Genomic DNA, 25,399 nt, shown 5'->3' with positions numbered 1-25,399 from the left:
GCTGCGGGCGATCCCGCCCGCCCCGTCGCCCGCCCGCTTGCCGCGACCCCGTCCGCTCAGGCCTCCGGTTCGATCAGTGCCCGGGCGTAGTTCGCCATCGATCGTTGGTAGCGGGGCAGGTGGGGGGCCAGGGCGCCCAGGACGAGGGACAGGCCCTCGCGGTCCCGGCCGAGGCTGGACAGGCACAGCGCCAGACACGCGCGTACCGCGTCGTCCAACTCGTCCGACGGCGCGTCGAGTTCGGGCGTCAGCAGCTTGACACCCTCCTCGGCCCGCCCGACATTGCGCAGCGAACTGGACAGCTGGATCTTCGCCCGTCGCCCCTTGTAGCCGCTGACCTCGCTCAGCCCGAGCGCCAGAGCCTCCCGGTACAGCGGAACCGCCTTGTCGGAGTGGCCCGTGGAGTCCCAGGCGCAGGCCCGCTCGAAGGGGCCGAGCGGGCTGCCCTCCGGCAGCTCGGCGACGAGGGCGTCGATCACGCCCCGGAAGTCCGCCGCCCGCTCTTCCGGATACTCGTCGAAGGTGGCCCAGGCGGCGGCCACGCGATCTTCCCAGTCCTGATTCACCGGCATACCCTCGCACACCAGTACCCGCATCCCCAGCCGATTTGAGCGCCCCGCGCCCCGCAGCCGTATCGAAGGGGACGGGCCCTTGGGGCCTGGCCAACACAGCGACCCGGAGGAACAGATGAGGTTGACCCGACCGATGCTCGCCGCGGCCGGTGCCGTGGCCGTCATGGCGCTGGCGGGCTGTGGATCCGGAGACAGCGACGCGGCCGCCAAGATCCCCACGGCCGCCACCGGCAGTCTGGAGAGCCTGGCGGCCAAGGTGAAGTGCAAGCCGGACATGCAGATCGACTCCGACGAGGTGCGCCAGGCCATCTGCAAGACCTCCGACGGCAAGTACGTCTTCGTCACCTTCGCCACCGACCGCGGCCAGCGCGAGTGGATCAACGACGCCAAGGACTACGGCGGTCACTACCTCGTCGGCCGCAAGTGGGTCGCCGTCGGCGACGACAAGGTCGTCAAGGCGCTGCAGACCACGCTGGGCGGCGAGGAGGAGATCGGCACCGACCACAGCGCGCACGGCTCGTCGCACACCGGCTGAGCTCTTCGTACACACACCGGAAGGCCGGTGGCGGGAGATCCCGCCACCGGCCTTCTCAGTGGTTCACAGGGTCACTGGCACCGCTGCCCGCGGTTGACGCAGTTGGCGATCTTGTTCGCCAGACCGCCGGTCGTGATGCTGATGAAGTCGTCGTGGTCGGTGGCCGCCTTGTGGAGCTGCTCCGGGAAGCCGTCCACCGCGTAGGCGTTCTTGACCACGCCGTTCTGGATGGTCGGCGGCGCGACCTTGTACACCAGGCGCATCGTCAGCTGCGGAATGGCCTTGAAGCCGTTCTGGCAGTTGCCGTTGGCGTCGGCGAAGGCGACGTGCGTCCGGTGGTTGGCGGAGTCGGCGTTCTTGCCGTCCCAGCAGCTCTGGAAGGCGAACGTACGGACCACGTTGCTGCCCTGCGGGCAGATCGGGTACTGCTCCGTCAACTGGACCTTGTTCTCGAAACCGGTGCAGCTCCAGTGCGCGTTGGCGTTGGCCAGACCGTTGGTCGTGGTCTTGGCGTCACCGGTGATGATGCGCAGGAACTGCGGCATCGCGACGACCTTGCTCGTGGGGCTGCCGACGTACTTGATCTGAGCCTGCTGTGCGGTCAGGATCTTGCCGACGTTGCCTTCCTTGCCGCCGCCGTCCTTGTTCTGGTCGAACTCCTGCGTGCCGTTCTGCAGGCGCAGCACCGGCCAGTAGTAGGCCGACAGATCGTTCTTGTTCTGGCAGCTGCTTCCGCCCTGCAGGAAGTTGGCGTTGCTGGAGAAGGCGTTGATCTTCTGGTTGCCGACGTAGTCGTGCGTGTGGTGCGCGCCGTTGGTCACGCCGGGCGCGACGATGACGTTGTCGGTGTTGAAGTTCCTGTTGGCGTTCACACCGCAGTTGGTGGTGAAGGTGCCGGTCGAGGCGTTGCCGGTCCTGCGCGGCTTCGCCTTGACGTTGGGCTGGACCTTCGTGATGTCCACGAAGTCGGCCGCGGTCGGACCGTTGCCCGCCTGCCCGTTGGCGCCCTGCTGCTGGCCACCGTTCTGCTGCTGGCCACCGTTCTGCTGTTGCTGGCCGCCATTCTGTTGCTGGCCGCCGTTCTGCTGTTGCTGGCCGCCGGCTGTTGTCTGGTTGGCGGTCTGCGTGGTGCAGGCGGCGAGCGCGCTGAGGCCCGCCGCGTCGACCTGGCCGCCCACTCGCTGGATGTCGATGCGGATCCGGTCGAGGGTTGCGGCCCGCTTCTCCTTGAGGGGGCCGACGATCGCGTTCTGCACGAAGCCGGCGTCCTGGGTCTGCGCCTGGCGCGTGGAGGCGAGCCGGTTGTAGGCCTCGGTGATCTGCTTGTCGAGGTTGGCCAGCTCCGTGGCCACGCCCTGCTGGGCCCTGGCCGGCACGTTCGTCAGCTTCTGCTGCACGTCGGGGCAGGAGATCGTGGCCACCTGACCGCTGGCGGCCTTCGTCTGGTTCTGCCCCGAGTTGTTGGACTCGTGCGCCGAGGCGTAGAAGTTCGCCCAGATCAGCCCGCCCCCACCGAGCGCTAGGGCCGCCGATGCGGCTATGGCCTTGGTGGCCAGCGGCGTACGGCGTTTGCGTGTGTTGCGTCCCATGGAACTCCTCTGACTTCCTTGCGGGCTTGGCGGGGCATCGAGGCGCCCGACAGGAGTGAAGCGGCTCCCACTCATACGGGCGTGGTCCCAGAGGTGTTCAGCAGCCTCACGAACAAATCAGAGGTTTACTCGGCTTTTGCTTCCCAACCGCCCTCTGAGCAGGGGAGGTTACGGAAAATCAGCGGCCGTTCACCGGCCTTGGTCCAGGTAGGCGAGGACGGCCAGAACGCGGCGATTGTCATCGTCCGACACCTCAAGGTCCAGTTTGGCGAAGATGTTGGAGGTGTGCTTGGCGATCGCCCGTTCCGTCACCACCAGCTGCCCGGCGATCGCCGCGTTGGAGCGGCCCTGCGCCATCAGCTCCAGCACCTCCCGCTCCCGCGGGGTCAGCCGGGCCAGCGGCCGGTCGTCGGCGGCCCGCCGGGACAGCAGCTGCTGGATCACCTGCGGGTCCATCGCCGTACCGCCCGCCGCCACCCTGCGTACGGCGTCCACGAACTGCTCCGCGTCGAACACCCGGTCCTTCAGCAGGTAGCCCACCCCGCCGCTGCCGTCGGCCAGCAGCTCGCGCGCGTACAACTGCTCCACGTGCTGCGACAGCACCAGCACCGGAAAACCGGGTCTGTCCCGGCGTGCCCGGAGCGCGCACTGCAGCCCCTCGTCGGTGTGCGTCGGCGGCAGTCGTACGTCGACCACGGCGACGTCCGGCTCCAGCTCGGCCAGGGCGCGGGCGAGCTCGGGGCCGGACTCGACGGCGGCGGCGATCTCGAAGTCGTACGCCTCGAGCAGCCGGACCAGTCCGTCGCGCAGCAGGAAGAGGTCTTCGGCTAGGACAACGCGCAAGGGATCTCCATGGTGACCATGGTGGGGCCGCCCGCGGGCGAGCTGACGGCCAGGACGCCGTCGAATGTACCGAGCCGCCGCTCCACCCCGGCCAGCCCCGAACCGGCCCCGATCACCGCGCCGCCCTTGCCGTTGTCCGTGACGGTGACCCGCAGCCGCCCCTCGGTGTGGTGCAGGTCGATCCAGATCCGGTCCGCGCCGGAGTGCTTGACGGCGTTGGTCAGCACCTCGCTGACCGCGAAGTACGCGGCCGACTCCACCGGCGCCTCCGCCCGTCCGCCCAACTCCACGCTCACCTCGGTCGGAATCGGCAGCCTGAGCGCCAACGCCCGTATGGCGTCGCCCAGTCCGCGTTCGGCGAGCACCGGGGGATGGATGCCGCGCACGAGTTCGCGCAGCTCGGCCAGGGCGTCCACGGAGGACTGCCGGGCCTGCGAGAGGAGCTGCTTGGCCTTCGCCGGGTCCTTGTCCATGAGCATCTCGATGGTGCCCAGGTCCATTCCCATCGCCACCAGCCGGGCCTGCGCGCCGTCGTGCAGGTCCCGTTCGATCCGACGCAGTTCGGCGGCGGAGGTGTCGACGGCGTCCCGCCGGGTCTCGGTCAGCACCCGCACCCGTTCGGCCAACTCGCTCTGGCTGGCGCCCAGTACGGCCCGGGTCAGCTTGAAGTGGGCGGTCAGCATGCGCGGGGCGAAGGGCGTGAGGGTGAGCAGCACGGTGCCCAGGGCGCCGGCGCCGAGGGCGGAGGTCTGGTCGGTGACGTGCACGAAGCCGTACCAGTACCCGCCGTACGTCGACAGCGGCCGCCACAGCCCGGCGGCGACCGCGAGGCCCTCCAGCGGGTAGACGAGCAGCACCACCGGCAGCAGCGCGGTGACGTACCCCGCGGTCATGTCGACCTGCAGCCACCGCAGGTCCCGCCAGGTCGCCGGGTCCCGCAGCATCGCGTACGTCCGTGCCCAGGCGTTGGCCCCGTCCGGGACGGGCCGGTACGCGGACGGGATCTTCATTCCGTACCACCGCTCCGCCAGCGCGCGCCGCCGGTCCGCGAACGCCCGTACCCGGCCGAGCACCCAGGGCGTGGTGACCACCCCTATGCCCAGGGGGACGAGCGCGATCGACAGCAGTGACAGCGTGAAGCCCAGCACAGCCCCCGGAAGGCTCACCAGAGCCAGCACGAACCCCCGCCCCGCCGCGATCGCCACGGCCCGGGCCCTCGTGGAGAGAGAGCCGCTCTTCGTGTTGGTGTTCATGGCAGAGAGTCTGGCCGAGCGGACGGGGAGGGTCACGGGGCCCGACCCCCGGGTTCGGGGGTGGTGCCAGGTACACCCCGGGCCCGCGCGGGATCACCGACCCAACACCTTCGCCTCCACCTCCGGATCCAGCCCCTTGACCGCCGCGTCCGAACGCAACGGGGCCGTCCCGCCGACGGACCGCAGCCACGCCCAGGTGTCCGCGACCGTCTCGCCCACCGGCCGGCACACCAGGCCCGTCCCCACCGCACGGGACACGTCCGCCGCGTGCAGGGCGTCGTGCATGTCGGTCCCCGGCGGCACCCACACCGGCAACTCGGTCCACGGCGCGATACCGGCGTCGAGGATCACCTCGGGCGCCGTCCACCTGAGCTCCGCGGCGGAGCCCGTGGCGGCCACGCACGCATCCAGCAACTCGCCCATCGTGGCGTGCCCCTGCTCGCTCATCAGGTTGAACGGCCCGCTGAGCTCCTGCTCGACCGCGCCGACGATCCACTCGGCCAGGTCGCGGACGTCGACGTACTGCAGCGGCAGCTCCCGCGGACCCGGGGCCAGCACGGGGCCGCCCCGGGCCGTCCGGGCCAGCCACCACGGCAGCCGTCCGACGTTCTCGTGCGGACCGAGGATCAGCCCGGCCCGCACGAGCACCGAGCGCTCGGCGCCGAAGGCGTCCAGCACGGCCAGTTCGCCGCCCCGCTTGTCGCGGGCGTAGTCGGTCTGTTCCGCGTCCGGGGCGGCGCCCTCGGCCACGGGCGCGTCCTCGGTGTACCCGGCGGGCGGCGCCCAGGTGTACACCGAGCAGCTGGAGACGTACACGTACCGCCGCGCGCGGTCCCGCAGCAGCCGCGCCGCGTCCCGCACCACGCGGGGTGCCAGCCGCCAGGTGTCGACGACCGCGTCCCACTCGCCGTCCGCGAGTGCGTCGAGCCCACCGGGGGCGGTGCGGTCGCCCCGCAGCTCCCGTACGCCGGCTGGGGGCCGGTGCCGTCCCCGGTTGAGGACGGTCACCTCCCAGCCGCGCCCGAGGGCCGCCTCCGCGACGGCCCGGCCCGCGAACTCCGTACCACCCAGCACCAGAAGTCTCATGCCGGTGACTCTGCCCGGTCGGGGCGCGGGACGGAACGCCGCTCTGCCGTCAGCAGACGGCCGGAGCGGCACGGACCGGCCTCAACGGCCCGCCGACGGCGTGTACTTGTAGCCGACCCGCCGCACGGTCTGGATCGCCTGCCGGTGCTCGGCGCCCAGTTTGCGGCGCAGCCGGGCGATGTGGACGTCGACGGTGCGGCCGTCGCCCACATGCCCGTAACCCCACACGGTGGTGACCAGCTGGTCGCGGGTGTGCACCCGGTTCGGGTGCGTGACGAGGTGGGCGAGCAGCTCGAACTCCAGGTAGGTGAGGTCGAGTTCGCGCCCGTCGACGGAGGCGGTGCGCTGCACGCCGTCGATGCGGACGAGCTCGTCGCCGGCGGTGTCGGGCAGGCCGGGGGCGGCGGGGGCGAGATGCGGGCGGTCGGCCGGGATGAGGACGATGTAGCCGACCATCGGCGGCTGTCCCGGCAGGGTGGGCAGGGCGTGCTGCGGCGCGGGCAGCCAGGTGGCGCCCGGCGGCAGGAACTCCGCGACGTCGATCACCTCGTCGGGGTCGACGGCGCGCAGCCGGTGCCGGGCGGGAGCGGTGACGGGGGTGGAGGACAACGGGAGGGTGGTCGCCATGAGAGGTCAGCTCTTTCGCGCGAGAGGTTCGTCGGGAAGGACGTACGCCGTTGCGCGCTGGCCGGAGGCCGGGTGAGATACGGCTTCAGAGGGCCGGCGCGTTCGTCGCGCGGCAACACACCCGGTCGAAGTCGTGGTGCTGACGGGAAGGCCAGAACGGCTCGAGGTCATGGCGACCCGTCGCGGTGTGCTTCTGGAAGCTGGCCATGGGCCCATTGAAGCAGACGGCGGCCCCCACGAGGAGCCTCCTCTCACTGCTTGGACTCCTTCTTGACGCGAAGGGGCGCCCACCGCGAACGGTGGACGCCCCTTCAAGCCCTCGCACGGGTGCGGCTCAGACCTGGCCGGCCTTCTCCAGCGCCGAGCAGCAGGTGTCGACGAGCAGCCGCGTCACGACGTACGGGTCGACGTTGGCGTTGGGACGGCGGTCCTCGATGTAGCCCTTGCCGTCCTTCTCGACCTGCCACGGGATACGGACCGAGGCGCCGCGGTTGGAGACGCCGTAGGAGTACTCGTTCCACGGGGCGGTCTCGTGCAGACCGGTCAGACGGTCGTCGATGCCGGCGCCGTAGTTCTTGACGTGGTCCAGCGGCTTGGAGCCCTCACCGAGGGACTCGCACGCGGTGATGATCGCGTCGTAGCCCTCGCGCATGGCCTTGGTGGAGAAGTTGGTGTGCGCGCCGGCGCCGTTCCAGTCGCCCTTGACCGGCTTGGGGTCCAGCGTCGCGGAGACGCCGAAGTCCTCGGCGGTGCGGTAGAGCAGCCAGCGGGCCACCCACAGCTGGTCGGAGACCTCCAGCGGGGCCAGCGGGCCGACCTGGAACTCCCACTGGCCGGGCATGACCTCGGCGTTGATGCCGGAGATGCCGAGGCCGGCGGCCAGGCAGTTCTCCAGGTGCGCCTCGACGACGTCACGGCCGAAGATCTCGTCCGCGCCGACGCCGCAGTAGTAGCCGCCCTGCGGGGCCGGGAAGCCGCCCTTGGGGAAGCCGAGCGGGTAGCCGTCCTTGAAGAAGGTGTACTCCTGCTCGATGCCGAAGATGGGCTCCTGCGCGGCGAACTTCTCCGCCACCTCGGCGAGCGCGGCACGGGTGTTGGTCTCGTGCGGCGTCATGTCGATGTTGTAGACCTCGCACAGGACGAGGATGTCGTCGCCGCCGCGGATCGGGTCCGGGCAGGAGAAGACCGGCTTGAGCACGCAGTCCGAGGCGTGGCCCTCGGCCTGGTTGGTGGAGGACCCGTCGAAGCCCCAGATCGGCAGCTCGGCACCCTTTGCGTCGTCGGCGAGGATCTTCGTCTTGGAACGCAGCTTGGCCGTCGGCTCGGTGCCGTCGATCCAGATGTACTCAGCCTTGAAGCTCACGGGCCACATCCTTCGGGGTATGTCCAGACGCACGTGCGGGTGCTGCGGCGCTGCGGCACTGGGGCGCCGCTGTTCGATGCCCGCGAGCCTGTCAACAGGCGGTTTCCCGTCCATTGCTCGAATGTGAACCCCGTGTTACCTGGCGCTGGTGTGGCGCGACTCACGGCGTGAGGGCGCCTGCGACGGCCGAACCGGTCACCCCTCCCCGGCCGCCGCCTCCCGTACGCCCTCCAGGAATCCCCTGATCGCGGCCAGTTCCCGCTCGTCGTAGCCGCGCAGCAGCTCCGCCGTCCGCCCGATCAGCGGCCCGAAGAAGGCCCAGCCGAGCGCCACCGCCTGCTCCTCCACCTCGATCACGACCCTGCGCCGGTCCCGCTCCGAGCGGACCCGCCGCACGTGCCCGGCCCGTTCCAGCCGGTCCACCAGGGCCGTCGTGCCGGCCGAGTTCAGGCCGAGCGCGGCGCCGAGCCGCCCGGCGGTCGTCTCCTCGCCCGCGCGGGAGGCGTCCATCAGCGCGATCAGCGCGCGCACGTCGGTCGGATGCATGTGGTTTCGGCTCGCGAACCTGCCGCTGAGTAGACCGAGCTCGACGGTCACCGCGCGCAGCAGATGCACGAGGTCCAGTTCCGGGCCCTGGGGCTGCATGTCCTTCTCCGGTATCGTCTCGCTCACCGAGTATCTCGCTCGACGAGATAATAGAGGAGGCGGAGGCGATGGGCACCGCGTTCGACATGGACGGTTTCCTGGCCGCGTACGACAAGGTCATGGCGAAGTGGCCCGCCGAGCGCGAGGCGGTGACCGTTCCCACGCCCTTCGGGACGGCGTACGTCAACAGGTGCGGCCCGCTCCACGCACCCCCGGTCGTCCTGCTGCCCGGCGGAGGAGGAGCCACCTCGGCCTCCTGGTACGCCCAGGCCGCCGAACTCGCCCGCACCCACCGCGTCCACGCCGTGGACCTCCCCGCCTGCGCGGGCCGCGGCACCGAGGATCACGGCCGTCACCCCCGTACGGCAGCGGACCTGGTGGACTGGCTGGACGCGGTCCTGGACGGCCTGGGCCTGGACGGGACCGCCCTCGGCGGGCACTCCTACGGCGGCTGGATCGCCCTGCACCACGCCCTGCGCGCACGCACGCGGGTGCGCCGTCTCTTCCTCCTGGACCCCGCCCTGTGCTTCGCCGGGTTCCGGCCGGCGTACCTGCTGCACGCCCTGCCGTCGCTGCTGCGGCCCTCGCCCCGCAGGACCCGGGCCTTCCTGGAGTGGGAGACCGGGGGAGTCCCCCTCGACCCCGACTGGCTCCGCCTCCAGGAGGCGGCCGCCGGCTTCCCCTCCGTGTCGAAGCCGGTGACCGGTCCGCGGCCGGCACCGCAGGCGCTGCGCGCGCTGGACGTGCCGGTCCTGCTGCTCCTGGCCGGGAGCAGCAGGACGCAGGACCCGCGCAAGGTGGCGGCGCGGGCGGCCGGACTGCTGCCGCGCGTCGAGACGGTCGTGGTCCCCGACGTCTCCCATCACGCGCTGCCGCAGTCCGCGCCCCCCGAACTGGGCCGCGCCCTCACGGGGTTCCTGAACTCCTGAGCCTCAGCCCACCTTCTCGATCACCGCCCGCCGGATCAGGAACTTGCCGGGCTCACGGACCTGTTCGAAGGCCGGGTTGTTCAGCAGGACGCAGCTGCCGGAGACCGAAGTGACCTTCACCGTCGTGGACTTGTTGTTGTCCAGGTTGGTGACCTTCAGCGTCGTCCCCGCCGGGAACTGGTTGCTGGACGCGGCAGGCGCGCCGGCCTCGCCCGACAGCGTCACGGTGGAGCCCTTGCAGACCTGCTGGGCGGAGCCGGAGGCGGCAGCGCCACCCGCGTTCGCGTTTCCCGCGGGCGCCGAGGCCGCCTGCGAGGGCGGCGCGGACTGCGCGGGCGGGGCCGACTGCGCGGGCTGAGTGGACTGGGAGCCCTGAGCCGACTCCCCAACCACGCAACCGGACGCCTTCTGCTGCACCTTGATCTGCGCGATGACCGCCTCGCGGTTGGCGATCCGGGCCGCGGACTGGGCGTCGGGTTTGGCCCGCTGCCCGTCGATGAACTTCTGGTTGTTGCCCAGGGCCGTGGCCAGGCCCTGGCAGACGTTCGAGTCCGCGGCCGACAGAGTCTTCGGACTCTGCGCGGCGTTGGAGGTGCTCGCCATGACGAAGGCACCACCGCCCGCCACCGCCGCCGCGCTCACCAGCAGCGCGATCTTCTTCTTCGTACCGAGAGTTCTCCTGCGCGACATGCGCGCCTCCTGAGAGGTAGGGGAGCGTACGTCGCTATGTACGAGATACCGAACAGAGTTACTCAGTGGTCGCGGGAGTCGCTGAAGTAACCTGCGTCACAGCAGACTTGGAGCGGGCTCACAGGTTCCCGCCCTTGCCCTCCTCGTAGGCCACCACCGTGTCGTTCACGAGCTTCAGCAGCCCTTCCGTCTCCTGCGTCAGCGCGGCCTCCCCGGACTCCGAGCCGTCGCCCCACTGCCCGTTGGCGAACACCACGGACCGCACGGTCGCCAGTCGCCGGAACACGCCCGCCGAACCGGGCGGCACGGTCGGCAACCCCGCCTGCGGGGGCGGGTCGAGGGAGACCACCTGGTACGTCACCGGATCCATGGAGGCCATCCCGAACACCATCCCCGAGTCCTCCGCCCGCCGGAAACTCACCACGGTGACGGTGATCTGCGAGCGACGGTCGGCATCCGTGAAGAGCGCCGCGGTCAACCGGAGGCACCCCTTGCCCTGTTGGACGATCGCCGCCAGCTCCTGCGACATCCCGCGGGCGCACTCGGTGGTGGTGGCCAGGTCCACCCGCTCGTAACGGGAGCCGTCCTTCAGGCGGACGCTCTTCGACGGGAACGCCTGCTCGGGACGGATCACGGGGCGCGCGAGCAGGGAGGGCAGCGAGGAGGGGGCGTCGGAGGAGAGGGAGGCGGAGACGCGGACGTCGGGGGCGGCCGCGCGGGGGCTCCCCGACGTCTTCGCGGCGGCACCCTGGTCCCCTCCGTCACCGGAGTACAGCACCATTCCCGCGCCGGCGGCGCCGACGAGCACGACGCCCACCGCGGCGCCGGCCGCCGCCCGGGCCCGTCGTGCCCTGCGTATGCGCTCCCGCTCCGCCGCCCACGGGTCGTACGGCGTTCCTTGATCACCGAAGGTCATGGCGGCGGAGGGTAACAGCAGTCGAGGCCCTGAATCCCCTCGCTGGAGATACCGTCGGCTAACGGGACAGAGCGTCCCGAACAGCCTCCTCGGAACGTCCGACGACCGCGGTGCCGTCGTCCGCGGTGATGATCGGACGCTGGATCAGCCTGGGGTGCCGCGACAACGCCGTGATCCACCGCTCGCGCGAAGTGGCGTCCCGTGCCCAGTCCTTGAGCCCGAGCTCCTTCGCCGGGTCCTCCTGGGTGCGCGTGATGTCCCACGGCTCCAGGCCCAGGCGGTCGAGTACGTCCCTGATCTCGTCCTCGCTCGGCACGTCCTCCAGGTAGCGGCGGACGGTGTAGTCGGCTCCCTCGGCGTCGAGCAGGCCGATCGCGCTGCGGCACTTCGAACAGGCCGGGTTGATCCAGATCTCCATGGGGTCCACGGTACGGCAGGGGTGGCCGAAAGCCCTTGTGGCCAGGGGCTTTTGTCAGTGGCGGGCAGTACACTAGAAGAAGTGTTCGAGGGTGTTGGGGGGTGCCGAAACCCCCGTGCCGACCCCCTCACCGCGACAGGAGGATGCCTGTGCCCGCTGCCGCACTGAAGCCGAAGCCGACCCAGTCCACCGTGGACCGCCCCGTCCTGCTCGACCTGCCGTACGAACCCGTGGAGAAGCGCCCGTTGCCGCCGGGGCGACCGCGCGAGTGGTACGTCACGCACAACCGCCGCCTCAAGGCGATGCGGTTGGCCATCGCCCTGCTCGACTCGGGCGTGTACGTACCGAACCAGGCCCGCAACGAGACGATCCGCAGCACGGCGGAGACGATCGGAGTACACCCGCCGTCGGACACGACGTGCCACATGGTGCGGGCACTGATGCGTTACTCGAGGTGACCCACCGCTGCCGGGCACCCCTCCCACCGGGGCGCCCGGCACGCCTGCCCTAGGCCACCAGTTCCCTCTCCAGCGGGGTCCGGAACCGCGGGGTCACCCGCGCCGGCCCCAACCAGCCGCGCAGTCTGTCCACTTCAGCCTCGATCGCCGCCTCACCCTCGCGGCCCACGCCCGTGTCGTCGAGCAGGCGCCAGGCGATCTCCCCGTCGGCGCGCTGCGCCCAGCCGCCCACCACCTTGCCGTCCCACCACACCGTCGGTCCGACGTTCCCGCTGCGGTCGAACAGCGACGGCCGCAGCTCCGGCGCCAGATACCAGTCCCGCGCCTGCCAGCCCATCGCCGTCGGATCGAGGGCCGGCAGCAGCGCCGCCCAGGGCTCGACTGGCCCGGCCACCGGATCGACGTCGCTCTCGACGACGTACCCCGTGCCCTCGTCCAGTGACACCGGCTGCGCGCCGATCGCCGCCAGGGCGCGCCGTACGTCGGTCACCTTCCAGCCCGCCCACCACTTCAGGTCCGCCTCGGTGGCCGGCCCGCACGCCGTCAGCCAGCGTCCGAGGAGCTCCGCCTGGGCAGCCGCAGTGTCGAGTTCGGGATGGGCGGGGGCGGGCGCCCAGCGGAACTGGGTCGACGTCCAGGAGCCGAGAGGACGGCCCCGCACCACCTTTCCCTCCACGCCCAGCACCCGCAGCAGCCGCGACGAGACGGTGTGCACGCCCTCGTAGCCCTTTCCGGCCGCGTACGCGAACTGCTCCCTCAACCGCGGCTCGTCCTCGGCCAGTTCGGCAGCCGTCGCCTGGCCGCGGCGGGCCAGCGCGGCCAGCGCCGAGTCCTCGACCTCCTTCAGCCAGGCCGCGTCCGGCGCGGCGGCCTTCGCCATGTCCGCCACCAGCTTGGCCCGCTCGCGCGCGGCAACCGCGAGGCCCGTCGAGGCGTGCACGACCGCGGTGAGGGGGGTGGGGAAGACGAACACCGTGTGGCGCATGCCGTGCATCCGGACCAGCGAACGGTCCTCGTACAGCGCCCGGTCCGTCTCCGGCACCGTCCGGGCCGGATCCCTCAGACGCGCGCCCACCGCCAGGTACACCGTCGCCGGGTCCGTGCCGTGCAGCGCGACGAGCGCGTCCGCGATCTCCTCCGGCGCCGCGCCCCGGGCCGGCCCCGCGAGCCGGTGCCGCCACGCCAGCCGTGCCCGCCGCTCCGCCACACCGACGTACCGCTCCCTGCCGCCCATGCACCCTCCACCCCGTAGAAACCACTGAAGGCATCATCGCGAACCCCACTGACAACGACACCGCCCCCTGCGACGCCCGCGCCGCGTCACCCGATTGCCGGACCCGGCATGCGCCCGACCCGCCTCCCGCCTTCACTGCGATCAAGGGGCGACGAGCCGAGGGGATCAGCGGAACCGTCCCAGACGGACACGGCGGCGGGAGGCGAGATGAACGGCAGTCACGGCACACCAAGCGAGACGGGCGGACCCTCACGGAGACGCCCGCCGTCCCCGACGCCCATGCCTCACGCCCACACGGCAGCCCCCCGGCCCGTCGGCCCGCCCCCCACCAGCCCTGACCGCGCCGCAAACGGCCGACCCGCCACCCAGCGCCCGGCCGGCCTCAACTCCGGCGCAGTCCCCCGGCCCGTCGGCCCAGTCGGCCCTGGCGCAACCCCCCGGCCCGTCGACCCGTGCCCGACTGGCCCTGGCTCCGCAGCAGATCCCCGTCGCGTCGGCCTGCGCCAAGCCGACCCCGGCTCCGCCGCAGATCCCCGGCCCGTCGGCCTGCGCCAAGCCGACCCCGGCTCCGCAGCAGATCCCCGGCCCGTCGGCCTGCGCCAAGCCGACCCCGGCTCCGCCGCAGCCCCCCGGCCCGTCGGCCTTTCCCCAGTCGGTCCCGGTGCAACTCCCCGGTCCGCCCCATGAGTACGCCCCTCGCCCCCGCCTCCCCGGCCGACCGGGCACAGCGTGGTAGGGCCGCTCGCAAGCGGGTGTCTCGCTCCGGGCATGCCGGGTGGCTTGCGCCCGTCGATCGGGGCGATCCCGTCGCCGTGCTGGAGCGGCAGGGCCGGGACCGGCTGTCCGAGCTGCTGCCGATCCGGTACGGCAGGATGGCCGCCTCGCCGCTCGCCTTTCTGCGCGGGTCGGCCGCCGTGATGGCCGCCGACCTCGCCTCCCGGCCGCACACCGGACTCACCGTGCAACTGTGCGGCGACGCCCACCTGCTCAACTTCGGCCTGTACGCCTCCCCGGAACGCACGCTGCTGTTCGACCTCAACGACTTCGACGAGACGTTCCCCGGCCCCTTCGAGTGGGACGTCCAGCGACTCGCGGCCAGCGTGGCCGTCGCCGCCCGCGAGAACGGACACGCCGACGACAAGGCACGCCGGGCAGCGCTGGCGGCGACCGCCGCCTACCGGACCACCATCGGCCGGCTGGCCCGGCGCGGCGAGCTGGAGGTCTGGTACGAGCGCATCGACGCCGACAGCCTGCGCTCACTGGCCCGCTCCGCACGCCGCCGCCGGCAGGTCGCCGCCAGCCTCAGCCGCGCCCGCCGCCGCACCAGCCTGCAGGCGGTCGGCAAGCTCACCGAGGTCGTCGACGGCCGCCGCCGTATCGTGCACGACCCGCCGCTGCTGGAACCCGCCGGCGTCTCCGACATGGCCGCCGTCCGCAAGATGTTCAGCGACTACCGCTCCACCCTCTCCGAGGAACGCCGTCTGCTCCTGGACCGCTACCGCTTCGTGGACGCCGCCCGCAAGCTCGTCGGCGTCGGCAGCGTCGGCATGCGCTGCTTCGTCGTGCTGCTCGCCGGGCGGGACACCGACGACCTCCTGTTCCTGCAGATCAAGGAGGCACGCAACTCCGTACTCGAGGAGCATCTGCCGCACGGGCCGTACGTCCATCCCGGCCACCGCGTGGTCGCCGGGCAGCGGCTGACGCAGGCCGCCGGCGACATCTTCCTGGGGTGGATGAGCGGCCCCCAGGGGCGCGCCTTCTACTGGCGACAACTGCGGGACATGAAGGGCGCCGCGGACGTCGCCGGCATGAGCCCCTCCGAGCTGTCCGCCTACGCCCGCCTGTGCGGCACCGCCCTGGCCCGCGCCCACGCCCGCTCCGGCGACCGCATCGCCATCGCCGCCTACCTGGGCGGCGCCGACACCTTCGACCGGGCCGTCGCCGACTTCGCCGTCGCCTACGCCGACCAGACCGCCGACGACCACGCCGCCCTGGGCGCGGCGATCGCCGCCGGGGTGGTCAGGGCGGCACCCGACGTGTGACAACCGGGCCCACGCCTGCCACCGGACGACGGGCTCCGTGGCCGAAGCCGAGGCGTAGGATCCCCGTATGGCCACCGGAGGCGACGCCTCGGACCCCCTGGCCTCCGCGGAGCGGAGAGCGGCTGAGGCGCGTGCGCGTTCGGTGCAGGAGGCCGGCCGCGCCGAGCGGCACGAACGCCTCGCCGGTGAGTGCGCCGACGCACACCTCAGGGACCTCCACCTGCGCATCGCCGCCGACCACCGGTCGACGTCCGCGCGCCACCGCACCGCGGCCCGGCTTCAGGACGCCTTCGCCGTGCGGCTCGGCGCCTGGGCCGGCCGGCCGGGCGTCCCCTGGCAGCTGTTCATGACCGGTGTCGCCGAGGCCTGCGGCAGCGGCGGCGCCGCCCTCACGCTGGTCGGCCACACCTTCGACGAACTGGCCCTGGCCGCCTCCGACGAACCCTCGCGTGCCGCCCAGGAACTGGAGTTCCTGCTCGGCGAGGGCCCCGCCCGGGACGCGACGAGCACGGCCGCACCGGTGGCGGCGAACGGCGCCGCACTGGCCGTGCGCTGGCCCGGTTACGGCCCCGCCGTCGGTGAACTGGGCATCACCGAGGTGGCCGCCGTACCGCTGACCCTGGACGGCAACTGCGTCGGCGCGCTCGCCGTATACGACCCCGCACCCGGGGTGGCCCGCTCGACCGCCTTCGCCGAGATCGCCGAGGCTCTCACCCGCTCGGTGATCCTGACCCCGGCCGGCGTGCTCGACCTGCACGACGGCATCGAGCTGCGGGCCAAGGTGCACCAGGCCGCGGGAATGGTCTCGGTACAGCTCGACCGGCCGGTGGCCGACGCGCTGGAGCTGATCAGGGCGTACGCCTTCGGCGAGGGCATCCCGGCCCACCGGGTGGCGGAACGCATCCTGGAGGGAGAACTGCTGCTCGGCTGGGGAACCGGGCACTCGAGCGGGAACACGTAAGACTGCGGAACACAGCGCGCGGCCGGCGAGGCCGCCGCCCCCAGGGCGAAGGGCCAAGAGGTGGGAGACCGATGACCAAGCCCGTGTCACAGCAGCGGCTGGCGAAGGCGTTCGTCGAGCTGGCCGCGAGCCCGGTCGCGGACCCCGCCGACCCCACCGGGCTGCTCCTGGCCCTGGCCGAGCACGGCACCGAGTTGTTCGACGACTGCGCCGCGATCGTCCTGTACTTCCCCGACGGCCGAGCGCCGGCGCAGGTGGCCGGCACCGACGAGAGCCTGATGGAACTGGCCCGCGACGCCATCGCCTGGGACGAGGGACCCGGCCCGGAGGCCCGCCGCACCGGCACCTCGGTGCCGGACACCGACCTGAGCGGCGACCGGGCCCGCCACGACTGGCCGCGCTACGCACACCGGGCCCGGGAACTCGGCTACGGCCGTGCCGCCGCCGTACCTCTCCATGTCGGCGCCGACACCCCGGGGGCCCTGGTGCTGCTGGGGCCCGGCGGTACCGCACTCCCCGGCGAGCTGCTGGAACTCGGCCAGTCCCTCACCGATGTCGTCGGCTGGACCCTGGACCGTGAGCGCCGCCTGGCCGAGAGCCGTGCCCTGGCCGACCAGCTCGGCCAGGCGCTCACCAGCCGCATCGTCATCGAACAGGCCAAGGGCACCCTCGCGGCCAGCCTGTCCGTCTCCGTGGACGAGGCCTTCCACCTCCTGCGCTCCTACGCCCGCTCCCGGCGCCGCCGTCTGACGGACGTGGCCCAGGACGTCGTGGACCGCCGTCTGAGGCTGCCTTCGGAGGAGTAGGCGGGCGAAAACGGGATGCACGCACAGTGACCGGTTTCCTACGCTGGACACGCGGAGCGGAGCTGCTCACCACCGGTTCCCGCAGGACAGGCATCCCCCTGCGGACTCGGGGCTACTCTCTACGCACCGACGGCCGGGCGCCCGTCCCCCTGCGCCCCGTCGGCATCCAGATCGCTCAATCGACCCACGTTCACGGAGGCCCGTCATGGGCACCATCTTGATCGCCGGGACCGTTGTACTGGTCCTCTTAGGATTCGGAAACCACGTCTGGTGGCTGGCCGCGGCCGGCGTGCTGTTGGTGTACCTGCAGTACGGCCGCGACGCGTCGACGTCGTCGGGCGGGGGCGGCTCGTCCGGCTCCGCGCCGGCGACCTACCAGGCCTACCGCAAGCGCCGTGACCAGCAGGCCAAGTGGGAGCGCCGCTACCGCCGCGAGCGCCCCCTTCAGGCGCGCCGTCAGGAGCGCAACCAGTAACAAGCAGATGCCCCCGGGCCCGGCGCTACAGGCACGGAGCTGCGACGGGCGGGGACCTACAGGCCGGGCGCGCCCCACACCGGGAACCACCGGCTCAGATCCTGCTCCATCCGCAGGTCGTCGGCGAGCGCCGCCTTCACCTGCAGCTCCAGCGCGTTGTCGCGCCGCTGTCCGCCGCCGGGCAGCGGCGCGAACGGGTAGAACGTGCCGCGCTTGTAGAGGTAGACCAGCGCGAGCCGCTTGCCGCCCTCGCCCTCGAACGAGGCCAGGGAGCACAGCAGTTGCGGCCCAAAGCCGTTGACCTCCATCGAACTGTTCACCGCGTGCAGGTCGTTGACCAGGTCGGACAGCTGGTCGGGGGAGCGGCGCGAGACCAGCCAGGAGTAACCGAACTCGTCCTGGCTCAGCTCCACCGGGGTGCCTCCCCCGCTTTCGGCTTCGCTCGAGCGGGACCCCCATCGGTCGGCGTCCGCCTCCAGCAAAGCCTGGACCTCCCGGTGCGTCTGCTCGAAGGCGGCGCCCTCGACCGTCGCGAAGCACACCGCCCCGGTGCCGGTCGGCGTGAAACCGGCCGCGGCCTCCAGGGTCACGGCGGCCGACGGCAGCGCGAAGAGCCGGTCCAGATCGGGCAGGACCGGCTTCGTGCGGCCGAGGAGGATGTCCAGGAGCCCCATGCATCACGCCTTTCCGGGGGTTTCGGAGGTTCCGGGGGTCGCCGCCTCGCCCAGCTCGGCGGAGATCCGGCCCAGTTGGTCGAGACGCTGTTCCAGCGACGGGTGGGTGGAGAAGAACCGCTCGAAGCCCGGCTCCTTGCCGGTGGCCGGCGTGAAGTAGAAGGCGTTGAAGGCCTGTGCGGTGCGCAGGTCCTTCGTCGGGATCCGGGCGATGTCCCCGGAGACCTTGGTCAGCGCCGACGCCAGCACCGAGGGCCGCCCGGTGAGCAGCGCCGCCGCCCGGTCCGCGGCCAGCTCCCGGTACCTGGAGAGCGCCCTGATCAGCAGGAAGCTGATCGCGTACACCGCGGCCGACACCGCCATCACGGCGGCGAAGACGGCGGCGGTGTTCTGGTCCCGGCGCCCTCCGCCGAACAGCTGCGAGTAGAAGGCGAACCGCACGATCAGCCCGGCGATCACGCCGAGGAACGAGGCGATCGTGATCACGGCGACGTCCTTGTGCGCCACGTGCGACAACTCGTGCGCGAGGACGCCCTCGAGCTCGGCGGGTTCCAGCCGCCGCAGCAGCCCGGTGGTCACGCAGACCACCGCGTGATCCGGATTCCGGCCGGTCGCGAACGCGTTGGGCATGTCCATCTCGGACACGGCGACCACCGGCTTGGGCATGTCGGCGATCGCACACAGCCGGTCCACGACGGCGTGCAGTTCGGGATACTCCTCCCGCTCCACGACCCGCCCGCGCATGGCGAACATCGCGATGCGGTCGGAGAACCAGAACTGTGCGACGAACATCGCCGCGACCAGCACCACGACGAGCAGCCAGGACTTGAGCAGCACGATCAGCGCGGCCACGAAGCCCACGTACAGCAGTCCGAGCATGAACATCGTGACCGTCATCCGCACGGTCAGTCGCCGGTCGCTCCGGAAGCGGCTCTGCATCTGCCTCACCCCGCAGTCAGGCACTCGTCCCGCTGTCCAGTGTGCACCCGCCCACTCCCATGAAGTGGTCCCGAACGGCCCTAGGTGCTGCAAAAGGTCCCTGTGAGAGCCCTCTCCGGCGCCCGCCCTAGTACGGAGCCCGGAACCGCACCCACCCCAGCAGCACGATCACGGCCGCCACGCACCCGAACACGATCGCCGTCGACACCCAGGAGGAGCGGCGCGGTTCCACCGGCCCCGGGTCGGCGCGGAACGGCTGCGGCTCGGGCGGGTTCTCCCGCCATCGCGCGGCCAGCATCCGGGCCCGCGCCGAGGGCTCCTTGAACTCCGCCCGGTCGGCCCACTTGATGTCGAACTCCCGCTCGTCATCCCCCGTTTGGGACATCCCCGTATCTCCCCGTCGGTTCCGCGACCACTGTCGAACAGCTGTGCAGAAACCATACGACGACGCCCCCGCCCCGCGGAACGGGACGGGGGTCGATGGCTACTCTGACGAGGTGGCCGATGCGAAGGACAGGGGGAGCGGCTCGGTCCGACGCCGCTTGTGGGAACCGGTAGTGTTCACCGTCGCGCTGGAACTCGGCGGCCTCGCCGTCTCCGGGTTGGTCGCTCTGGTGGGGTGGCCTTTCGGATGGCTGCCCGACGTCGGTTTCGTCGGCCTCGTGACGGGCCTGATCGCGATCGGGCCTGCGGCCGAGTTGTACAGCGGGGCGGAGCCGCCGCGTCGGCTTGCCGTAGTTGCCGCTCTCCTCGCGCTGGCAACCGTGAGACTGCTCGTGGCCGCAGGAGTGAACTGGGCCTTTCCCGCGCTGGCCGATCCGGGCGTCGGTGTCCTCGTCGGCTACCTTGTAGGGTTGCCCGTCGGCGTGGCCGTGTTGGCTTGGTTCCTCACCAGGGCGAACGTCGACCCGCAGGGTTCTTCAAGCGGCTGAGCCGAAAAGCCGTGGGCCGGCGCTCCCGCGCTGGGAGCACCGGCCCACGGCCCATGGACGGCCCAGGGGAGCGGTTTCCCGCCCTGACCTGGGGCGATATCACACGTCGAAGTAGAGCTCGAACTCGTGCGGGTGCGGACGCAGCTGCAGCGGGGCGATCTCGTTCGCGCGCTTGAAGTCGATCCAGGTCTCGATCAGGTCGGCCGTGAAGACGTCACCGGCGAGCAGGAACTCGTGGTCGCGCTCCAGGGAGTCGAGGACGGCCGGGAGCGAGGTCGGGACCTGCGCGACGTTGGCGTGCTCCTCGGGAGCCAGCTCGTAGAGGTCCTTGTCGATCGGCTCGGCCGGCTCGATCTTGTTCTTGATGCCGTCCAGGCCCGCGAGCAGCAGCGCGGAGAAGGCCAGGTACGGGTTGCCGGAGGAGTCGGGCGCGCGGAACTCGACGCGCTTGGCCTTCGGGTTGGAGCCGGTGATCGGGATACGCATGGCCGCGGAGCGGTTGCGCTGCGAGTACACCAGGTTGATCGGCGCCTCGAAGCCCGGCACCAGACGGTGGTACGAGTTCACCGTCGGGTTGGTGAAGGCGAGCAGCGACGGCGCGTGCTTGAGGATGCCGCCGATGTAGTAGCGGGCGGTGTCCGACAGGCCCGCGTAACCGGCCTCGTCGTAGAACAGCGGGTCGCCGTTGCTCCACAGCGACTGGTGCACGTGCATGCCCGAGCCGTTGTCACCGAAGATCGGCTTCGGCATGAAGGTCGCGGTCTTGCCGTTGCGCCAGGCCACGTTCTTCACGATGTACTTGAAGAGCTGGAGGTCGTCGGCGGCGGCGAGCAGCGTGTTGAACTTGTAGTTGATCTCGGCCTGGCCGGCGGTGCCCACCTCGTGGTGCTGGCGCTCGACCTTCAGGCCGGACCGCTCCAGCTCCAGGGAGATCTCGGCACGCAGGTCGGCGAAGTGGTCGACCGGGGCGACCGGGAAGTAACCGCCCTTGTAGCGGACCTTGTAACCACGGTTGTTCTCGACGGCGCCGGTGTTCCAGGCGCCCGCCTCGGAGTCGATGTGGTAGAAGCTCTCGTTCGCCGAGGTGGCGAAGCGCACGCTGTCGAAGACGTAGAACTCGGCCTCGGGGCCGAAGTACGCGGTGTCCGCGATACCGGTGGAGGCGAGGTAGGCCTCGGCCTTCTTCGCCACGTTGCGCGGGTCACGGGAGTACTGCTCGCCCGTGATCGGGTCGTGGATGAAGAAGTTGATGTTGAGCGTCTTGTCACGGCGGAAGGGGTCGACCCGGGCGGTCGACAGGTCCGCGCGCAGCGCCATGTCGGACTCGTGGATCGCCTGGAAACCACGGATCGACGATCCGTCGAAGGCGAGCTCCTCGTCCGGGTCGAACGCCTCGACGGGCACCGTGAAGTGCTGCATGACGCCCGGCAGGTCGCAGAAGCGGACGTCGACGAACTTGACGTCCTCGTCCGCGATGAACTTCTTGGCCTCGTCGGCGTTCTGGAACATCCAGCTCCTCCTACTCCCGACCGCCTGCCGGGGTGGTAGTTCGTTCGTGCGGCCAGTGCGGTGGCACACGCTGCCCTCGACACTAGGGATGGGTGATTTCTCGGGCGTGACCCATTTGTTTCGCACAAGTTAACCGGACCCCGTCCGGTTGACCCCACCTGTCCGTATCCCGAAACGCTGGCAGTACCGTGGACGCGTGGACAAGAGGGAAGCAGTTGGATCGTGGCTCTCCGGCCCCCGCGCGGCCGCCGAGGAAGCCGGTGTGGACTTCGGATACCGCGGTGAGCAGCTGGGCCTGCCGGAGGAGGGGCCCGGCTCGATCGCCCGCCCCGGCCGCAGGTTCGCCGCCCTGGCTGTCGACTGGGGTCTGTGCCTCTTGATCGCATACGGTCTCATCACGCACGGCTACCACCCCCAGTCGACCGGGAACTGGGCCCTGCTGGTCTTCTTCGCTCTCGGCGTGCTGACCGTCGGCACCATCGGCTTCACGCCCGGCAAGCGCCTGTTCGGCCTGCGCGTGGTCGCCCTCGGCACGGGCCGCCCCAGCTTCCCGCGCGGCCTCCTGCGCACGGCCCTGCTGTGCGTCGCGATCCCGGCCCTGATCTGGGACCGCGACGGCCGGGGCCTGCACGACAAGCTGGCCCGCACGGTCGAGGTCCGCACCTGAACCCCCGTACATATACGAAGGGGCGCCCGCGGCATCCGCGGGCGCCCCTTCGACGTAGGAGGAGATCAACGGGCCTTGGGCCCGCCCTTCGGCAGCTTCATGCCCTTCGGCATCGGTCCCTTCGGCAGCGGCATGTTGCTCATCAGGTCGCCCATCGCGCGCAGCCGGTCGTTGGTGGCCGTCACCTGCGGGCCGGTCAGCACGCGCGGCAGCTTCAGCATGGCCGTGCGCAGCTTCTTCAGCTCGACCTGGCCCTCGCCCGTGCCGACGATGAGATCGTGCACCGGCACGTCCGCGACGATGCGGTTCATCTTCCGCTTCTCGGCGGCCAGCAGGGTCTTGACCCGGTTCGGGTTGCCCTCGGCGACCAGGACGATGCCGGCCTTGCCGACGGCCCGGTGCACGACGTCCTGGCTGCGGTTCATCGCCACCGCCGGAGTCGTCGTCCAGCCCCGGCCGATGTTGTCCAGCACGGCCGCTGCGGCGCCCGGCTGGCCCTCCATCTGCCCGAAGGCGGCACGCTCGGCCCGTCGCCCGAACACGATGGCCATCGTGAGGAGGGCGAGGAACAGACCCAGGATGCCGAGATAGATGGGGTGACCGATCAAGAAACCGATCGCGAGGAAGACACCGAGGATGCTGATGCCGACAGCCGCGAGTACAAGACCGATCTTCTTGTCGGCCTTGCGGGTCATCTTGTAGGTCAGGGCGATCTGCTTCAGTCGCCCGGAGTTCGCAGCGTCTGCTGCCGTGTCCTTCCTCGCCATGCCACGAAGTCTACGTGGCCCCAGGAGCGCCGACGACGGCAGTGCCCGGCGGGAAGGGATCGCGAGGTGTCAGGGACGGACGGCGAGGGTCTGGTCGAGGACGCGCTGCGCCTCGACGCGGTCCTTGGCGCGGCGGCGGTCCTCCAGGACGGAGGTCCAGGCGTTGCGCCGGGCGGTGCGCTGGCCGCTGCTCATGAGCAGCGACTCGACGGCACGCAGTGCATCGGTGAAGGACGGGATGGCGGTGGCGCGAACGGGCGCGGCCTGCATGATGGAGGTCCCCCTCGAGACTGACGGCTCAGGTGAGTGGTGCACGGGGTGTACAGCCAGGGTCACTGATTGGTGTTACCAGGGCGTGACCGACCGGTCAAACACCGATGAAACCCCGATTCGCGCCAGTTAAACGCCGACGCGGCCCCGATGCCGTCCTCATCTGCGAGGACGTCCGGGACCGCGTCAATCGGCCACTACTCAGCGGTAGTTGCTTGTGCGCAGATTCACACGTTTAGCGTGACACTGCGTGCCATCACACCGCCTGCGAGGCGATGTAGGCGCCACGCTTCTCGACGGCCATCCGGTAGAGCCGCCCGGCGCGGTAGGAGGACCGGACCAGCGGGCCGGACATCACACCGGAGAAGCCGATCTGCTCGGCCTCCTCCTTCAGCTCCACGAACTCCTGCGGCTTGACCCAGCGTTCCACGGGGTGGTGGCGCACCGACGGCCGCAGGTACTGCGTGATGGTGACCAGCTCGCAGCCGGCGTCGTGCAGCTGCCGCAGCGCGTCGCTGACCTCTTCGCGGGTCTCGCCCATGCCGAGGATGAGGTTCGACTTGGTGACCAGGCCGAAGTCGCGGGCCTCGGTGATGACCTTCAGCGAGCGCTCGTAGCGGAAGCCGGGGCGGATGCGCTTGAAGATCCGCGGCACGGTCTCGACGTTGTGCGCGAAGACCTCGGGGCGGGCGGAGAAGACCTCGGCCAGCTGCTCGGGGACCGCGTTGAAGTCGGGGGCGAGCAGCTCGACCTTGGTGTGCCCGCCCTCGCGGTTCGCGGTCTGCGCGTGGATCTGACGGACCGTCTCCGCGTACAGCCAGGCGCCGCCGTCCTCCAAGTCGTCGCGGGCGACGCCGGTGATGGTGGCGTAGTTCAGGTCCATGGTGACCACGGACTCGCCGACGCGGCGCGGCTCGTCGCGGTCGAGGGCCTCGGGCTTGCCGGTGTCGATCTGGCAGAAGTCGCAGCGCCGGGTGCACTGGTCGCCGCCGATGAGGAAGGTCGCCTCGCGGTCCTCCCAGCACTCGTAGATGTTGGGGCAGCCGGCTTCCTGGCAGACCGTGTGCAGGCCTTCGCTCTTCACGAGGTTCTGCATCTTCGTGTACTCGGGGCCCATTTTCGCCCGGGTCTTGATCCACTCGGGCTTGCGCTCGATGGGGGTCTGGCTGTTGCGGACCTCCAGGCGCAGCATCTTGCGTCCGTCGGGTGCGACTGCGGACACGATGGGCTCCCTAGCGATTGATTCTTTGGCGTCCTCAAGCGTACGCCCGTTGATTTGAATGTCCGGCGTCGGTGGCGGCCCCTGGGGGCTGCCGCCCCCAGCCCCCGCTTCGGCCTGAACGGCCTCGTCCTCAAACGCCGGACGGGCTGAGTTATGCGGGCGTCTTCTCGATGAGGCGCGGCTTGAGCTCCGCGTTCTCCAGTACGTCCTTCAGGTGCCGCTCCACCACGGGCAGTACCTCGGCGATGGTGACGTCCCGGCCCAGTTCGTCCGCCAGCGAGGCGACGCCCGCGTCGCGGATGCCGCACGGGATGATCCGGTCGAACCACTTGTTGTCGGGGTTCACGTTCAGCGCGAAGCCGTGCATCGTGACGCCCTTGGCCACCCGGATGCCGATCGCGGCGATCTTGCGGTCCTCGCGGCGCTGCCCGGCGTTGGACGGGGCGTACTCGGGGCCGTTCAGGCGCGGGTCGAACTCCTCGTCGGTCAGGCGGGGGTCGAAGTCGAGGGACAGCCCGCCGAGCGCCGGCCGCTGCTCGACGGGGTCGCCGAGCACCCACACCCCGCTGCGGCCCTCGACCCGCGTGGTCCGCACGCCGAACTCGGCGCAGGTGCGGATCAGTGCCTCTTCCAGGCGTCGTACATGCGCCACGACGTCCACCGGGCGCGGCAGCTTCTGGATGGGGTAGCCGACCAGCTGGCCGGGTCCGTGCCAGGTGATCTTGCCGCCGCGGTCTACGTCGATGACGGGGGTGCCGTCGAGGGGCCGCTCGTTGTCCGCCGTACGCCGGCCCGCCGTGTAGACCGGCGGGTGCTCCAGCAGGATCACGGTGTCGGGGACCTCGTCCGCGAACCGCGCCGCGTGCACCCGGCGCTGTTCGTCCCACGCCACCTGGTAGTCCACGGCCTCGGTACCGAACCCCATGCGGACGAACCGCAGCTCACTCACGGCAAGCGCCTCCCTGGAAGTCGTAAGG

The 25,399-nt window shown here is 71.1% G+C and carries 30 protein-coding genes; 9 read left to right on the top strand and 21 right to left on the bottom strand.

Annotation, left to right across the window (positions count from 1 at the left end; all coding sequences use genetic code 11):
- Positions 1 to 56: 56 nt before the first annotated feature.
- On the bottom strand, positions 57 to 572 hold the full coding sequence (locus FBY22_RS32320; protein WP_174267313.1) for a tetratricopeptide repeat protein: 516 nt from the start codon (positions 570 to 572) through the stop codon (positions 57 to 59).
- Positions 573 to 687: 115 nt separating this feature from the next.
- Here FBY22_RS32320 and FBY22_RS32315 point away from each other — a divergent pair, with 115 nt between their 5' ends.
- The gene (locus tag FBY22_RS32315) at positions 688 to 1,107 is read left to right on the top strand and encodes a hypothetical protein (protein ID WP_142151514.1); all 420 of its coding nucleotides are present in this window, start codon (positions 688 to 690) and stop codon (positions 1,105 to 1,107) included.
- 71 nt (positions 1,108 to 1,178) lie between these two features.
- Here FBY22_RS32315 and FBY22_RS32310 read toward each other — a convergent pair whose 3' ends face one another.
- From FBY22_RS32310 to FBY22_RS32280, 8 genes are all read right to left on the bottom strand, one after another.
- Positions 1,179 to 2,696 (bottom strand): DUF1996 domain-containing protein, encoded by a 1,518-nt coding sequence (locus FBY22_RS32310; RefSeq protein ID WP_142151513.1) that lies wholly within the window; start codon positions 2,694 to 2,696, stop codon positions 1,179 to 1,181.
- A gap of 189 nt (positions 2,697 to 2,885) precedes the next feature.
- Positions 2,886 to 3,539, bottom strand: a complete 654-nt coding sequence (locus FBY22_RS32305) for a response regulator transcription factor (protein WP_142151512.1) — start codon at positions 3,537 to 3,539, stop codon at positions 2,886 to 2,888.
- Entirely contained in the window at positions 3,524 to 4,792 is a 1,269-nt protein-coding gene (locus FBY22_RS32300; RefSeq protein ID WP_142151511.1) for a sensor histidine kinase, read from the bottom strand. Before FBY22_RS32300 ends, FBY22_RS32305 begins: the two co-directional genes overlap by 16 nt.
- Positions 4,793 to 4,885: 93 nt before the next feature.
- A complete protein-coding gene (locus tag FBY22_RS32295; RefSeq protein WP_142151510.1) occupies positions 4,886 to 5,878 on the bottom strand; it encodes an NAD-dependent epimerase/dehydratase family protein in 993 nt (330 codons plus the stop codon).
- 81 nt (positions 5,879 to 5,959) lie between these two features.
- The gene (locus tag FBY22_RS32290; RefSeq protein ID WP_142151509.1) at positions 5,960 to 6,505 is read right to left on the bottom strand and encodes a winged helix-turn-helix domain-containing protein; all 546 of its coding nucleotides are present in this window, start codon (positions 6,503 to 6,505) and stop codon (positions 5,960 to 5,962) included.
- A gap of 85 nt (positions 6,506 to 6,590) precedes the next feature.
- The gene (locus FBY22_RS45425; RefSeq protein ID WP_260845223.1) at positions 6,591 to 6,713 is read right to left on the bottom strand and encodes a hypothetical protein; all 123 of its coding nucleotides are present in this window, start codon (positions 6,711 to 6,713) and stop codon (positions 6,591 to 6,593) included.
- Positions 6,714 to 6,839: 126 nt separating this feature from the next.
- Positions 6,840 to 7,868: a glutamine synthetase gene (gene glnII / locus FBY22_RS32285; protein WP_142151508.1), complete on the bottom strand. Its 1,029-nt coding sequence runs from the start codon at positions 7,866 to 7,868 to the stop codon at positions 6,840 to 6,842.
- A 195-nt stretch (positions 7,869 to 8,063) separates the two neighbouring features.
- Entirely contained in the window at positions 8,064 to 8,513 is a 450-nt protein-coding gene (locus FBY22_RS32280; protein WP_142152588.1) for a MarR family transcriptional regulator, read from the bottom strand.
- A gap of 68 nt (positions 8,514 to 8,581) precedes the next feature.
- On the opposite strand from FBY22_RS32280, the gene FBY22_RS32275 reads away from it, so the two are divergent.
- Positions 8,582 to 9,442 (top strand): alpha/beta fold hydrolase, encoded by an 861-nt coding sequence (locus FBY22_RS32275; protein WP_142151507.1) that lies wholly within the window; start codon positions 8,582 to 8,584, stop codon positions 9,440 to 9,442.
- 3 nt (positions 9,443 to 9,445) lie between these two features.
- On the opposite strand, the gene FBY22_RS32270 is transcribed toward FBY22_RS32275, so the two are convergent.
- From FBY22_RS32270 to FBY22_RS32260, 3 genes are all read right to left on the bottom strand, one after another.
- Entirely contained in the window at positions 9,446 to 10,132 is a 687-nt protein-coding gene (locus tag FBY22_RS32270; RefSeq protein ID WP_142151506.1) for a hypothetical protein, read from the bottom strand.
- 118 nt (positions 10,133 to 10,250) lie between these two features.
- The gene (locus FBY22_RS32265; RefSeq protein WP_142151505.1) at positions 10,251 to 11,048 is read right to left on the bottom strand and encodes a hypothetical protein; all 798 of its coding nucleotides are present in this window, start codon (positions 11,046 to 11,048) and stop codon (positions 10,251 to 10,253) included.
- Between the two features lie 58 nt (positions 11,049 to 11,106).
- On the bottom strand, positions 11,107 to 11,466 hold the full coding sequence (locus tag FBY22_RS32260) for an arsenate reductase family protein (RefSeq protein WP_142151504.1): 360 nt from the start codon (positions 11,464 to 11,466) through the stop codon (positions 11,107 to 11,109).
- Positions 11,467 to 11,615: 149 nt separating this feature from the next.
- Between FBY22_RS32260 and FBY22_RS32255 the strand changes: the two genes are divergently transcribed.
- On the top strand, positions 11,616 to 11,924 hold the full coding sequence (locus tag FBY22_RS32255) for a hypothetical protein (RefSeq protein ID WP_142151503.1): 309 nt from the start codon (positions 11,616 to 11,618) through the stop codon (positions 11,922 to 11,924).
- 49 nt (positions 11,925 to 11,973) lie between these two features.
- On the opposite strand, the gene FBY22_RS32250 is transcribed toward FBY22_RS32255, so the two are convergent.
- The gene (locus FBY22_RS32250) at positions 11,974 to 13,158 is read right to left on the bottom strand and encodes a winged helix DNA-binding domain-containing protein (RefSeq protein WP_142151502.1); all 1,185 of its coding nucleotides are present in this window, start codon (positions 13,156 to 13,158) and stop codon (positions 11,974 to 11,976) included.
- Positions 13,159 to 13,841: 683 nt separating this feature from the next.
- Between FBY22_RS32250 and FBY22_RS32245 the strand changes: the two genes are divergently transcribed.
- The 4 genes from FBY22_RS32245 to FBY22_RS32230 all read left to right on the top strand — a co-directional run bounded on the left by FBY22_RS32245 (position 13,842) and on the right by FBY22_RS32230 (position 17,442).
- Positions 13,842 to 15,200: a DUF2252 domain-containing protein gene (locus tag FBY22_RS32245; protein WP_142151501.1), complete on the top strand. Its 1,359-nt coding sequence runs from the start codon at positions 13,842 to 13,844 to the stop codon at positions 15,198 to 15,200.
- 67 nt (positions 15,201 to 15,267) lie between these two features.
- Entirely contained in the window at positions 15,268 to 16,161 is an 894-nt protein-coding gene (locus FBY22_RS32240) for an ANTAR domain-containing protein (RefSeq protein WP_142151500.1), read from the top strand.
- Between the two features lie 71 nt (positions 16,162 to 16,232).
- A complete protein-coding gene (locus tag FBY22_RS32235) occupies positions 16,233 to 16,967 on the top strand; it encodes a GAF and ANTAR domain-containing protein (RefSeq protein ID WP_142151499.1) in 735 nt (244 codons plus the stop codon).
- 205 nt (positions 16,968 to 17,172) lie between these two features.
- A complete protein-coding gene (locus FBY22_RS32230) occupies positions 17,173 to 17,442 on the top strand; it encodes a hypothetical protein (RefSeq protein ID WP_142151498.1) in 270 nt (89 codons plus the stop codon).
- 56 nt (positions 17,443 to 17,498) lie between these two features.
- Here FBY22_RS32230 and FBY22_RS32225 read toward each other — a convergent pair whose 3' ends face one another.
- The 3 genes from FBY22_RS32225 to FBY22_RS32215 form a co-directional block, all read right to left on the bottom strand.
- On the bottom strand, positions 17,499 to 18,116 hold the full coding sequence (locus FBY22_RS32225; RefSeq protein ID WP_142151497.1) for a PspA-associated protein PspAB: 618 nt from the start codon (positions 18,114 to 18,116) through the stop codon (positions 17,499 to 17,501).
- A gap of 3 nt (positions 18,117 to 18,119) precedes the next feature.
- Positions 18,120 to 19,055 carry a zinc metalloprotease HtpX gene (gene htpX / locus FBY22_RS32220; protein ID WP_142151496.1) on the bottom strand — a complete coding sequence of 312 codons (936 nt, stop codon included), beginning with the start codon at positions 19,053 to 19,055 and terminating at the stop codon, positions 18,120 to 18,122.
- A 127-nt stretch (positions 19,056 to 19,182) separates the two neighbouring features.
- Positions 19,183 to 19,440, bottom strand: coding sequence for a hypothetical protein (locus FBY22_RS32215; RefSeq protein WP_142151495.1), 258 nt, complete (start codon positions 19,438 to 19,440; stop codon positions 19,183 to 19,185).
- A 112-nt stretch (positions 19,441 to 19,552) separates the two neighbouring features.
- Between FBY22_RS32215 and FBY22_RS32210 the strand changes: the two genes are divergently transcribed.
- Positions 19,553 to 19,987, top strand: coding sequence for a hypothetical protein (locus tag FBY22_RS32210; protein ID WP_260845222.1), 435 nt, complete (start codon positions 19,553 to 19,555; stop codon positions 19,985 to 19,987).
- Positions 19,988 to 20,086: 99 nt separating this feature from the next.
- Here FBY22_RS32210 and glnA read toward each other — a convergent pair whose 3' ends face one another.
- A complete protein-coding gene (glnA, locus tag FBY22_RS32205) occupies positions 20,087 to 21,496 on the bottom strand; it encodes a type I glutamate--ammonia ligase (protein ID WP_142151494.1) in 1,410 nt (469 codons plus the stop codon).
- 196 nt (positions 21,497 to 21,692) lie between these two features.
- Here glnA and FBY22_RS32200 point away from each other — a divergent pair, with 196 nt between their 5' ends.
- Positions 21,693 to 22,163 carry an RDD family protein gene (locus tag FBY22_RS32200; protein ID WP_142151493.1) on the top strand — a complete coding sequence of 157 codons (471 nt, stop codon included), beginning with the start codon at positions 21,693 to 21,695 and terminating at the stop codon, positions 22,161 to 22,163.
- A gap of 65 nt (positions 22,164 to 22,228) precedes the next feature.
- On the opposite strand, the gene FBY22_RS32195 is transcribed toward FBY22_RS32200, so the two are convergent.
- The 4 genes from FBY22_RS32195 to lipB all read right to left on the bottom strand — a co-directional run bounded on the left by FBY22_RS32195 (position 22,229) and on the right by lipB (position 25,371).
- Positions 22,229 to 22,930 (bottom strand): DUF4191 domain-containing protein, encoded by a 702-nt coding sequence (locus tag FBY22_RS32195; RefSeq protein WP_142151492.1) that lies wholly within the window; start codon positions 22,928 to 22,930, stop codon positions 22,229 to 22,231.
- A 69-nt stretch (positions 22,931 to 22,999) separates the two neighbouring features.
- On the bottom strand, positions 23,000 to 23,200 hold the full coding sequence (locus FBY22_RS32190) for a hypothetical protein (protein WP_142151491.1): 201 nt from the start codon (positions 23,198 to 23,200) through the stop codon (positions 23,000 to 23,002).
- Positions 23,201 to 23,456: 256 nt separating this feature from the next.
- On the bottom strand, positions 23,457 to 24,422 hold the full coding sequence (lipA, locus tag FBY22_RS32185) for a lipoyl synthase (protein ID WP_142151490.1): 966 nt from the start codon (positions 24,420 to 24,422) through the stop codon (positions 23,457 to 23,459).
- 151 nt (positions 24,423 to 24,573) lie between these two features.
- Entirely contained in the window at positions 24,574 to 25,371 is a 798-nt protein-coding gene (gene lipB, locus FBY22_RS32180; RefSeq protein WP_142151489.1) for a lipoyl(octanoyl) transferase LipB, read from the bottom strand.
- Positions 25,372 to 25,399 lie beyond the last annotated feature (28 nt).

The sequence above is a fragment of the Streptomyces sp. SLBN-31 genome, from assembly GCF_006715395.1.
Taxonomy (GTDB): domain Bacteria; phylum Actinomycetota; class Actinomycetes; order Streptomycetales; family Streptomycetaceae; genus Streptomyces.
This window is presented reverse-complemented; position numbering and strand designations above follow the sequence as displayed.

Coding starts and splice junctions, on each gene's coding strand:
- FBY22_RS32320 (WP_174267313.1), bottom strand. CDS start 572: ATGCCGGTGAATCAGGACTGGGAAGATCGCGTGGCCGCCGCCTGGGCC.
- FBY22_RS32195 (WP_142151492.1), bottom strand. CDS start 22,930: ATGGCGAGGAAGGACACGGCAGCAGACGCTGCGAACTCCGGGCGACTG.
- FBY22_RS32290 (WP_142151509.1), bottom strand. CDS start 6,505: ATGGCGACCACCCTCCCGTTGTCCTCCACCCCCGTCACCGCTCCCGCC.
- FBY22_RS32250 (WP_142151502.1), bottom strand. CDS start 13,158: ATGGGCGGCAGGGAGCGGTACGTCGGTGTGGCGGAGCGGCGGGCACGG.
- FBY22_RS32260 (WP_142151504.1), bottom strand. CDS start 11,466: ATGGAGATCTGGATCAACCCGGCCTGTTCGAAGTGCCGCAGCGCGATC.
- FBY22_RS32300 (WP_142151511.1), bottom strand. CDS start 4,792: ATGAACACCAACACGAAGAGCGGCTCTCTCTCCACGAGGGCCCGGGCC.
- FBY22_RS32190 (WP_142151491.1), bottom strand. CDS start 23,200: ATGCAGGCCGCGCCCGTTCGCGCCACCGCCATCCCGTCCTTCACCGAT.
- FBY22_RS32225 (WP_142151497.1), bottom strand. CDS start 18,116: ATGGGGCTCCTGGACATCCTCCTCGGCCGCACGAAGCCGGTCCTGCCC.
- htpX (WP_142151496.1), bottom strand. CDS start 19,055: ATGCAGAGCCGCTTCCGGAGCGACCGGCGACTGACCGTGCGGATGACG.
- FBY22_RS32270 (WP_142151506.1), bottom strand. CDS start 10,132: ATGTCGCGCAGGAGAACTCTCGGTACGAAGAAGAAGATCGCGCTGCTG.
- glnA (WP_142151494.1), bottom strand. CDS start 21,496: ATGTTCCAGAACGCCGACGAGGCCAAGAAGTTCATCGCGGACGAGGAC.
- FBY22_RS32235 (WP_142151499.1), top strand. CDS start 16,233: ATGACCAAGCCCGTGTCACAGCAGCGGCTGGCGAAGGCGTTCGTCGAG.
- FBY22_RS32275 (WP_142151507.1), top strand. CDS start 8,582: ATGGGCACCGCGTTCGACATGGACGGTTTCCTGGCCGCGTACGACAAG.
- FBY22_RS32315 (WP_142151514.1), top strand. CDS start 688: ATGAGGTTGACCCGACCGATGCTCGCCGCGGCCGGTGCCGTGGCCGTC.
- FBY22_RS32215 (WP_142151495.1), bottom strand. CDS start 19,440: ATGTCCCAAACGGGGGATGACGAGCGGGAGTTCGACATCAAGTGGGCC.
- FBY22_RS32240 (WP_142151500.1), top strand. CDS start 15,268: ATGGCCACCGGAGGCGACGCCTCGGACCCCCTGGCCTCCGCGGAGCGG.
- FBY22_RS32295 (WP_142151510.1), bottom strand. CDS start 5,878: ATGAGACTTCTGGTGCTGGGTGGTACGGAGTTCGCGGGCCGGGCCGTC.
- FBY22_RS32310 (WP_142151513.1), bottom strand. CDS start 2,696: ATGGGACGCAACACACGCAAACGCCGTACGCCGCTGGCCACCAAGGCC.
- FBY22_RS32280 (WP_142152588.1), bottom strand. CDS start 8,513: ATGCAGCCCCAGGGCCCGGAACTGGACCTCGTGCATCTGCTGCGCGCG.
- FBY22_RS32245 (WP_142151501.1), top strand. CDS start 13,842: ATGAGTACGCCCCTCGCCCCCGCCTCCCCGGCCGACCGGGCACAGCGT.
- FBY22_RS32230 (WP_142151498.1), top strand. CDS start 17,173: ATGGGCACCATCTTGATCGCCGGGACCGTTGTACTGGTCCTCTTAGGA.
- FBY22_RS45425 (WP_260845223.1), bottom strand. CDS start 6,713: ATGGCCAGCTTCCAGAAGCACACCGCGACGGGTCGCCATGACCTCGAG.
- FBY22_RS32265 (WP_142151505.1), bottom strand. CDS start 11,048: ATGACCTTCGGTGATCAAGGAACGCCGTACGACCCGTGGGCGGCGGAG.